This is a genomic window from Anaerolineae bacterium (genome assembly GCA_014360855.1).
Lineage (GTDB): Bacteria > Chloroflexota > Anaerolineae > JACIWP01 > JACIWP01 > JACIWP01.
The window spans coordinates 1-7,261 of the sequence record JACIWP010000167.1; the positions used below are offsets into that span (position 1 = coordinate 1).

8 protein-coding genes are annotated in these 7,261 nt (G+C 64.6%); all 8 read right to left on the reverse strand.

What is annotated here, in order from left to right; all coding sequences use genetic code 11:
- A partial coding sequence (locus tag H5T60_09765) for a hypothetical protein (protein ID MBC7242718.1) occupies positions 1-176 on the reverse strand: 176 nt, incomplete at its 3' end.
- The gene (gene aroF / locus H5T60_09770; protein ID MBC7242719.1) at positions 173-1,204 is read right to left on the reverse strand and encodes a 3-deoxy-7-phosphoheptulonate synthase; all 1,032 of its coding nucleotides are present in this window, start codon (positions 1,202-1,204) and stop codon (positions 173-175) included. The genes H5T60_09765 and aroF, both read right to left, overlap by 4 nt.
- Positions 1,205-1,236: 32 nt before the next feature.
- Positions 1,237-2,094, reverse strand: a complete 858-nt coding sequence (pheA, locus tag H5T60_09775) for a prephenate dehydratase (protein MBC7242720.1) — start codon at positions 2,092-2,094, stop codon at positions 1,237-1,239.
- Entirely contained in the window at positions 2,094-2,468 is a 375-nt protein-coding gene (aroH, locus tag H5T60_09780; protein ID MBC7242721.1) for a chorismate mutase, read from the reverse strand. Before aroH ends, pheA begins: the two co-directional genes overlap by 1 nt.
- A 377-nt stretch (positions 2,469-2,845) precedes the next feature.
- Positions 2,846-3,304 (reverse strand): F0F1 ATP synthase subunit epsilon, encoded by a 459-nt coding sequence (locus tag H5T60_09785; GenBank protein ID MBC7242722.1) that lies wholly within the window; start codon positions 3,302-3,304, stop codon positions 2,846-2,848.
- A gap of 5 nt (positions 3,305-3,309) precedes the next feature.
- Positions 3,310-4,710 carry a F0F1 ATP synthase subunit beta gene (gene atpD / locus H5T60_09790; GenBank protein ID MBC7242723.1) on the reverse strand — a complete coding sequence of 467 codons (1,401 nt, stop codon included), beginning with the start codon at positions 4,708-4,710 and terminating at the stop codon, positions 3,310-3,312.
- 29 nt (positions 4,711-4,739) lie between these two features.
- Entirely contained in the window at positions 4,740-5,651 is a 912-nt protein-coding gene (atpG, locus tag H5T60_09795; GenBank protein MBC7242724.1) for an ATP synthase F1 subunit gamma, read from the reverse strand.
- Between the two features lie 29 nt (positions 5,652-5,680).
- A complete protein-coding gene (locus tag H5T60_09800; protein MBC7242725.1) occupies positions 5,681-7,201 on the reverse strand; it encodes a F0F1 ATP synthase subunit alpha in 1,521 nt (506 codons plus the stop codon).
- Between the last annotated feature and the right edge of the window lie 60 nt (positions 7,202-7,261).

The window sequence follows — 7,261 nt, forward strand, 5'->3', positions numbered from 1 at the left end:
CCGTGATGGATCCAGCCGCGTTCCAGGGCGGTGCGCAGGGTTTCCGGCCGGCGCGAGACGCCCACTACCCGCCGGCAGGCCCGGCGCGTGGCCAGCGCGCCGGCCAGCGATCCGCCCATCAGCCCCAGCCCGACGATGGCGATGCATGCGCCGGCAAAGTCAGGCTCCTCGCTCATACGCCGGCCTCCAGGGTGAGCTTGCGGTCCACGGCCTGCGCCACGCGCGCCAGGTCGCGCATCAGTGCGGCGAATTTATCCGGCTTGAGCGACTGCATCCCGTCGGAAAGGGCCTCTTCCGGTCGTGGATGCACCTCAATAAGGAGGCCATCGGCGCCGGCGGCGATGGCGGCCTTGGCCACCGCCGGCACCAGGTCCCATTTCCCCGTGCCGTGGCTGGGGTCCAGCAGGACCGGCAGATGGCTGAGCTGTTTCAACACCGGCACAGCGTTGATGTCCACGGTGTTGCGGGTGTAGGTCTCGAAAGTGCGGATGCCGCGCTCGCACAGGATGACGTTGGGATTGCCGGCGGCCAGGACATACTCCGCGGACATCAGGAATTCTTCCAGCCGGGACATCATGCCGCGCTTCAGCAGGACCGGCTTGCGGGTCAGGCCCACCTCGTGCAGAAGGGCGAAGTTCTGGGAATTGCGGGCGCCGATCTGGAGGATGTCCGCATACTGGCTGACCAGCTCTACATCGGTGGGGCTGATGACCTCGGTCACGACCGGCAGGCCGGTCAGCGCCCGCGCTTCCGCCAGATATTCCAGGCCCTCTTTGCCCAGGCCCTGGAAGGAGTATGGGGAGGTGCGTGGTTTGAAGGCGCCGCCGCGCAGGATTTGGGCGCCGGCCTTCTTCACGGCGAGGGCGGTTTCCAGGAGCTGTTCGCGCGATTCCACGGCGCAGGGGCCGGCCATGACCACGATCTCCTCGCCCCCAATGCGCACATTCCCCACCTGGATGACGGTGCGTCCCTGCACGAACTCACTGCTGGCCAGCTTGAAGGGGTGCAGGATCGGCACCGCCCGCTCCACACCGTTGAGCCGCTCGATCTGGTGCACGGGCAGATTACGCTCGTCGCCGATAATGCCCACGATGGTGCGCTCCTCGCCAACGGACACGTGGGTGCGCAGGCCGAAAGAGTGCACCCGCTCTATGACCGCTTCCACATCCGCCTGTGTCGCATCTCGTTTCATCACGATAATCACACCCCTTTCCTCCTTTTCTCTATATTCGTGTTCTAGATTTGTTCATGGTCGTTATCGGTTTCCGCCGGCATGGGGGCGGCGGGATACGAACCCAGCACCTTGACAAAGGCCGCTCTGCGCAGGAGCCCCAACAGGGCCTTTTCACAGTGAGGCTCCTGCCAGTGGCCCTCGAAGTCCAGGTAAAAGAGATAGTGCCAGGGCTTGTTGCGGCGGGGGCGGGACTCCAGCTTGGTCAGGTTGATGTCCCGTTCGGCGAACTCGCCCAGGCAGGTGTACAGGGCACGCGGCACGTGCCGCGTGGCGAAGACTACTGAGGTCTTGCTGTGCTCCGTGCGGGGTGGGTCCTCCGTCCCGAGGACGAAGAAGCGGGTGTAGTTGAAACGGAGGTCCTCGATATCGGAGTCGAGCACCTGCAGGCCGTACATCTCGCCGGCCAGCCGGCTGGCGATGGCGGCCATGTCCGGCTGAGGGTTCTCCGCCAGCTCACGAGCACTGCCGGCGGTATCGTAGTAGCTGATCGGCTCGAAATTATGGCTGGCGATGTAGCGCTCGCACTGCGCCAGCGCCTGCGGATGCGAGCGCACCCGCCGAATCTGCTCGATGCTGGTGCCGGGATTGGCCAGCAGGCAGTGCCGCACCCGCAGGATGACCTCCGCCCAGATTTTCAGGTCGTATTCCAGCAAGAGGTCGTAGGACTGGTTGATGGAGCCGGCGGTGGAGTTCTCGATCGGCAGCATGCCGTGGGTGGCGCGCCCGCTCTCGATGGCCTCGAAGATTTCCTTGAGCGAGTGACAGGGCAGGGTCTCCGTATCGCGCGGAAAGTGTTGGTAGACCGCCTCTTCCGAATATGCCCCGTGTTCCCCCTGGAAAGCGACGACTATTTTCCCCATTATGAACCTCCTGTCAGGTCGGGACGCAGGCGTTGGGCGTCCCGCAAGTACACGTGGATAATCTCCTCCTGGCTTTTCTCGGTGTTCCAGTGTATCAGCACGCGCACACAGCGCGGCAGGCCGGCCGGCACCGGGATTTCCGTGGCGCACATCAGCGGCGTGTGGCGCCAGCCCAGCTCCCGGGCCGCCTGCGCGGGATACGCGGCGTTCAGGTCTGGTGTGACGGTGAAGAGGATGCTGGCGATATCCGCCGGCTGAATGCCGTTGGCCTCGGCCATCGCCTGCAGGAGCTCCCGCGCGGCCTCCAGGATGGCCTCGGGCGTGTTGGATTCGACGGTGATGGCGCCGCGCACCCCGCGACAGCAAATCGCCATGGGTATACCTCCTCCATCGTGCGGGTTTTGGGAAATAAAAAAGCGTGGAGCTTGCGCTCCACGCTGTATCCTCCTCGATACGCTGAGGGTAAGGCTATATGGTCACTCCCTCAGCCGGCGTGAAGCCCTCGCGCCCCGCGCGAAGGGAAAGTAATAGTAATAAAAATACACGCCGGCAAAAGACAGGGCATTCACGGCGCGCGCGGACAGGAGGACAGCCATGTCTTCCTGTTTCAGGGTCCGATTACGCGCGCTCGCTTCCATACTTCCCAATGCCCTCAGCTTTAGTCGTTGTAATGATAGCAAAGGGGCCAGAATTTGTCAAATGGGCAAAAATGATGGCGTTATAGCTGGCCCATCCGGTTCCAAGGCCCTTCTTATTCTTCCACTGTTCCGCCGCCGGAGGAGGGTGTATGGCGCCGGCGGCGCACCTTTGCTCGCTCCGCCACCCGCAGGCGGGCCATGGCGCGCCGCAGGGCGGCCTCGGCGCGGGCAAACTCCACGTCGCTGATCTTCTGGCGCAGTAACTGCTCCGCCCGCTCGCGCGCTTTGCGCGCCCGCTCCACGTCAATCTCATCGGCGCGCTCCGCGGTGTCCGCCAGGATGACCACCCGGTCGCCCCGCACTTCCATAAAGCCGCCGCCGATGGCCAGCAGGATTTCCTCGTTGTCCGGCCGCACCAGCCGCACCTCGCCGGGCATTAAGGAACACAACAGCGGCACATGGCGCGGCAGGATGGTCACCTGGCCGGTAGTGGTGGGCGCGATGACCTCCCGCACTTCGCCGGCGTACACCCGGCGCTCCGCTGTCACAATCTCACACTGCAGAACCCGCATCTGCCTCACTCACCTTTGAAACGTGCCGCGGCTTTCACCACATCATCAATGGTGCCCTGCATGTAGAAGGCCTGCTCGGGGATGTCATCGTGCATGCCGGTGAGGATCTCCTCAAAGCCGCGCACCGTTTCCTCGATGGGCACATATACGCCTTTGCGGCCGGTGAACTGCTCCGCCACGAACATGGGCTGGGAGAGGAAGCGCTGGATCTTGCGGGCACGCGCCACGATGAGCTTGTCCTCCTCGCTCAGCTCCTCCATGCCCAGGATGGCGATGACGTCCGATAGGTCCTTATAGCGCTGGAGCACCTGCTGGACGCCGCGCGCTACCTCGTAATGCCGCCGGCCGACGATGTTGGGGTCCAGGATGCGCGAGGTGGAGGCCAGCGGGTCCACCGCCGGGTAAATGCCCTGGGCGGCGATGGAGCGTTCGAGGGCGATGGTGGCGTCCAGGTGGGCGAAGGTGGCCACCGGCGCGGGGTCCGTGTAGTCGTCCGCCGGCACGTACACCGCCTGCATCGAGGTGATGGAGCCGCGCTTGGTGGAAGTGATGCGCTCCTGCAGTTCGCCCATCTCGGTGCTCAGGGTAGGCTGGTAGCCTACCGCACTGGGCATGCGCCCCAGCAGGGCCGATACTTCGGAACCGGACATGACGAAGCGGAAGATGTTATCAATGAACAGCAGGACGTCGCGCCCCTCGTCGCGGAAGTACTCCGCCATAGTCAGGCCGGTCAGGCCCACCCGCAGGCGCACGCCGGGCGGCTCGTTCATCTGGCCGAAGACCATCACGGTCTTATCGATGACGCCGGAATGGGTCATTTCCAGGAGCAGGTCATTGCCCTCGCGGGAGCGCTCTCCCACGCCGGCGAAGACCGAGTAGCCGCCGTGCACCGTGGCGATATTGTGGATCAGCTCCTGGATGATGACGGTCTTGCCGACGCCGGCGCCGCCGAAAATGCCCGTCTTGCCGCCCTTGGTGAAGGGAGCAATGAGGTCAATGACCTTCAGGCCGGTCTCGAAGAACTCCGGTTGGGTGACCTGCTCTTCGAAGGAGGGCGCCGGCCGGTGGATCGGATAAAACGTCTTGGCGTTCACCGGTCCCTTCTCGTCAATGGGGTCGCCGATGACGTTGAAGACCCGGCCCAGCGTCTCCGGCCCCACTGGCACCATGATGGGCGCGCCGGTGTCGATGACTTCTTCGCCGCGGCGCAGGCCGTCGGTGGAGTCCATGGCGACACAGCGCACCCAATCGTTGCCCAGGTGCTGTTGTACTTCCAGGACCAACCGCTTGCCGTCGCGGTAGATTTCCAGCGCATGATAGATTTCGGGCAGTTCGCCTTCCGGGAAGGCGACGTCCACCACCGGCCCAATTACCTGTACGACACGACCTTTTGTCCCTCGGGCCATGTATTCCTCCGCAATCGTAGATGCTGGGTTCAGCGCCGGCCGCGCGCCTTGGCCAACGCCTCGGCGCCGCCGGCAATATCCACCATTTCCTTGGTGATGGCTTCCTGGCGCGCCCGGTTGTAGGTGAGCGTCAGCGCGTCAATCAGCTCGCCGGCGCTGTCGGTGGCGTTGCGCATGGCCACCATGCGGGCGCTGTGCTCGCTGGCCGACGCCTCCAGCATGATCTGATACACCTGCATCTCCAGGAAGCGCGGCACCAGGGCGTTCAGGATCGCTCCCGGGCTGGGTTCATATACGTATTCCAGCAGGGTCGGCTGTTCGGCCGCCCGCTGAATTGCCTCCACCGCACTGCGCGAGCGCTCCAGCGCCCGCAGGGGCAGGAGCCGGGCCACCTCCGGCACCTGCACCATGGTGTTGACGAAGCGCGTGTAGACCACATAGACTTCGCCAAAGTGCCCGGAAAGGAAGTCCTCGGTGATTGCCCGGGTGATGCCGGTGATGTCCATCAGGACGGGCAGGTCGGGGATGTCCTCGAACACCGCGCGGATATGGTAGCCGGCCCTCAGCATGGCGCGCCGGCCGACCCGTCCCACCGTGATCACTTCCACTGGCATGGGCGCATGCTCGATGAACTCACAGGCCAGGTTGACGATATTGTGGTTGTATCCGCCGCACAGGCCCTTATTGCTGGTCACCACCACCAGGCCGATGCACTCTCCTGGATGGGATGCCAGCAGGGGGTGCATGGCTTCCGAGGCCGTGCGCTGAAGGGCCAGGTGCACCAGCACCTCCCAGGCCTTCTCGGCGTAGGGGCGCGTGGCCAGGGTGCGGCTCTGGGCGCGCCGCATCTTGGCCGCGGCCACCATCTCCATGGCCCGGGTCACCTTGGCGATATTGCGTACACTGCGGATGCGCCGGCGTATTTCTCTCAGCGTTGCCAAGGATGTCCGCTCCTGCTGTCCCGCGCGCCTCAGCTCGTCATGCGGTAGCTGATGGTGGCGCGGAATTCCTCAATGGCCAGCCGCAGTGCCTGCTCGATATCCTCCGTGAGCGCCTTCTCCCTGGCGATCATAGCGCCCACTTCCGGATGGCTGGCGTCCATAAACCGCAGGAACTCCTCTTCGAACTGCCGCACCTTGTCCACCGGGATATCATCCAGGTAGTCGTGCGTGGCGGCGTACAGGATCATGACCTGATGCTCCAGCGACATGGGTTGGTACTGCGGCTGTTTCAGCACTTCGGTCAGGCGCTTGCCGCGCTCCAACTGCATCTGGGTGGCCTTGTCCAGCTCGGAGCCGAACTGGGCGAAGGATTCCAGCTCGCGGTACTGGGCCATTTCCAGGCGCAGTCGGCCGGCCACCTGGCGCATGGCCTTGGTCTGGGCGGCGCCGCCCACGCGCGAGACGGAGATGCCGACGTTGATGGCCGGCCGGATGCCGGCGTTGAACAGGTCGGTCTCCAGGTAAATCTGGCCGTCGGTAATGGAGATGACGTTGGTCGGGATGTAGGCGGAGACGTCGCCGGCCTGCGTCTCGATAATGGGCAGGGCGGTCAGGCTTCCGCCGCCGTGGGCGGCGTTCAGCTTGGCGGCGCGCTCCAGCAGGCGCGAGTGCAGGTAGAAGACGTCGCCGGGATAGGCCTCGCGTCCGGGCGGCCGGCGCAGGAGCAGGGAGATCTGGCGGTAGGCCCAGGCGTGCTTGGTCAGGTCATCGTAAATGATGAGCGCCTCTTTGCCCTGGTGCATGAAGTATTCGCCCATGGCACAGCCGGCATAGGGCGCGATGTACTGCAGGGCCGCCGGCTCCGAAGCGGTCGCCGCCACCACGATGGTGTGCTTCATGGCCCCGAATTTCTCCAGCGTGGCCACCACCTGGGCGACGCTGGAGCGCTTCTGGCCGATGGCGACGTAAATGCAGTACAGGTCCTTGTCCCGTTGGTTGATGATGGTGTCAATGGCGATGGCGGTCTTGCCCGTCTGCCGGTCGCCGATGATCAGCTCGCGCTGGCCGCGCCCGATGGGGATCATGGAGTCAATGGCCTTGATGCCCGTCTGCACGGGATGTTTGACCGGTTCGCGGGCCACCACGTTGGGCGCGATGCGCTCGACCGGGTAGTAGTCGGCCGGCTCAATGGGACCTTTGCCGTCGATCGGCTGGCCCAAGGCGTTGACCACGCGTCCCAACAGTCCCTCGCCCACGGGCACAGACACGATGCGCCCGGTACAGCGCACCAGGTCCCCTTCCTGAATTTTGGTGAAGTCGCCCAGGATGACGGCGCCGACGTTGTCCACCTCCAGGTTCAGCGCCAGGCCGTACACCCCCTCGGGGAACTCCAGCAGTTCGTTGGCCATGGCGCCGGAGAGGCCCGAGATGCGCGCGATGCCGTCGCCCACCTCGATGACGGTGCCGACATCCACTGCCTCGATGGGCGCCTGGAACGTCTCGATTTGCTTTTTGAGCGCTTCAACGATATCCCTTGCTTGCAGGGCCACGCATGTACCTCCCTTGCCGATGATTCAGGACATAAACCGATGGCCGGCCGCGCCGTCAGG

Excerpts from the sequence above, each read along its gene's own strand:
- H5T60_09785 (MBC7242722.1), bottom strand. The coding sequence starts at position 3,304 with ATGCGGGTTCTGCAGTGTGAGATTGTGACAGCGGAGCGCCGGGTGTAC.
- atpD (MBC7242723.1), bottom strand. The coding sequence starts at position 4,710 with ATGGCCCGAGGGACAAAAGGTCGTGTCGTACAGGTAATTGGGCCGGTG.
- pheA (MBC7242720.1), bottom strand. The coding sequence starts at position 2,094 with ATGGGGAAAATAGTCGTCGCTTTCCAGGGGGAACACGGGGCATATTCG.
- aroH (MBC7242721.1), bottom strand. The coding sequence starts at position 2,468 with ATGGCGATTTGCTGTCGCGGGGTGCGCGGCGCCATCACCGTCGAATCC.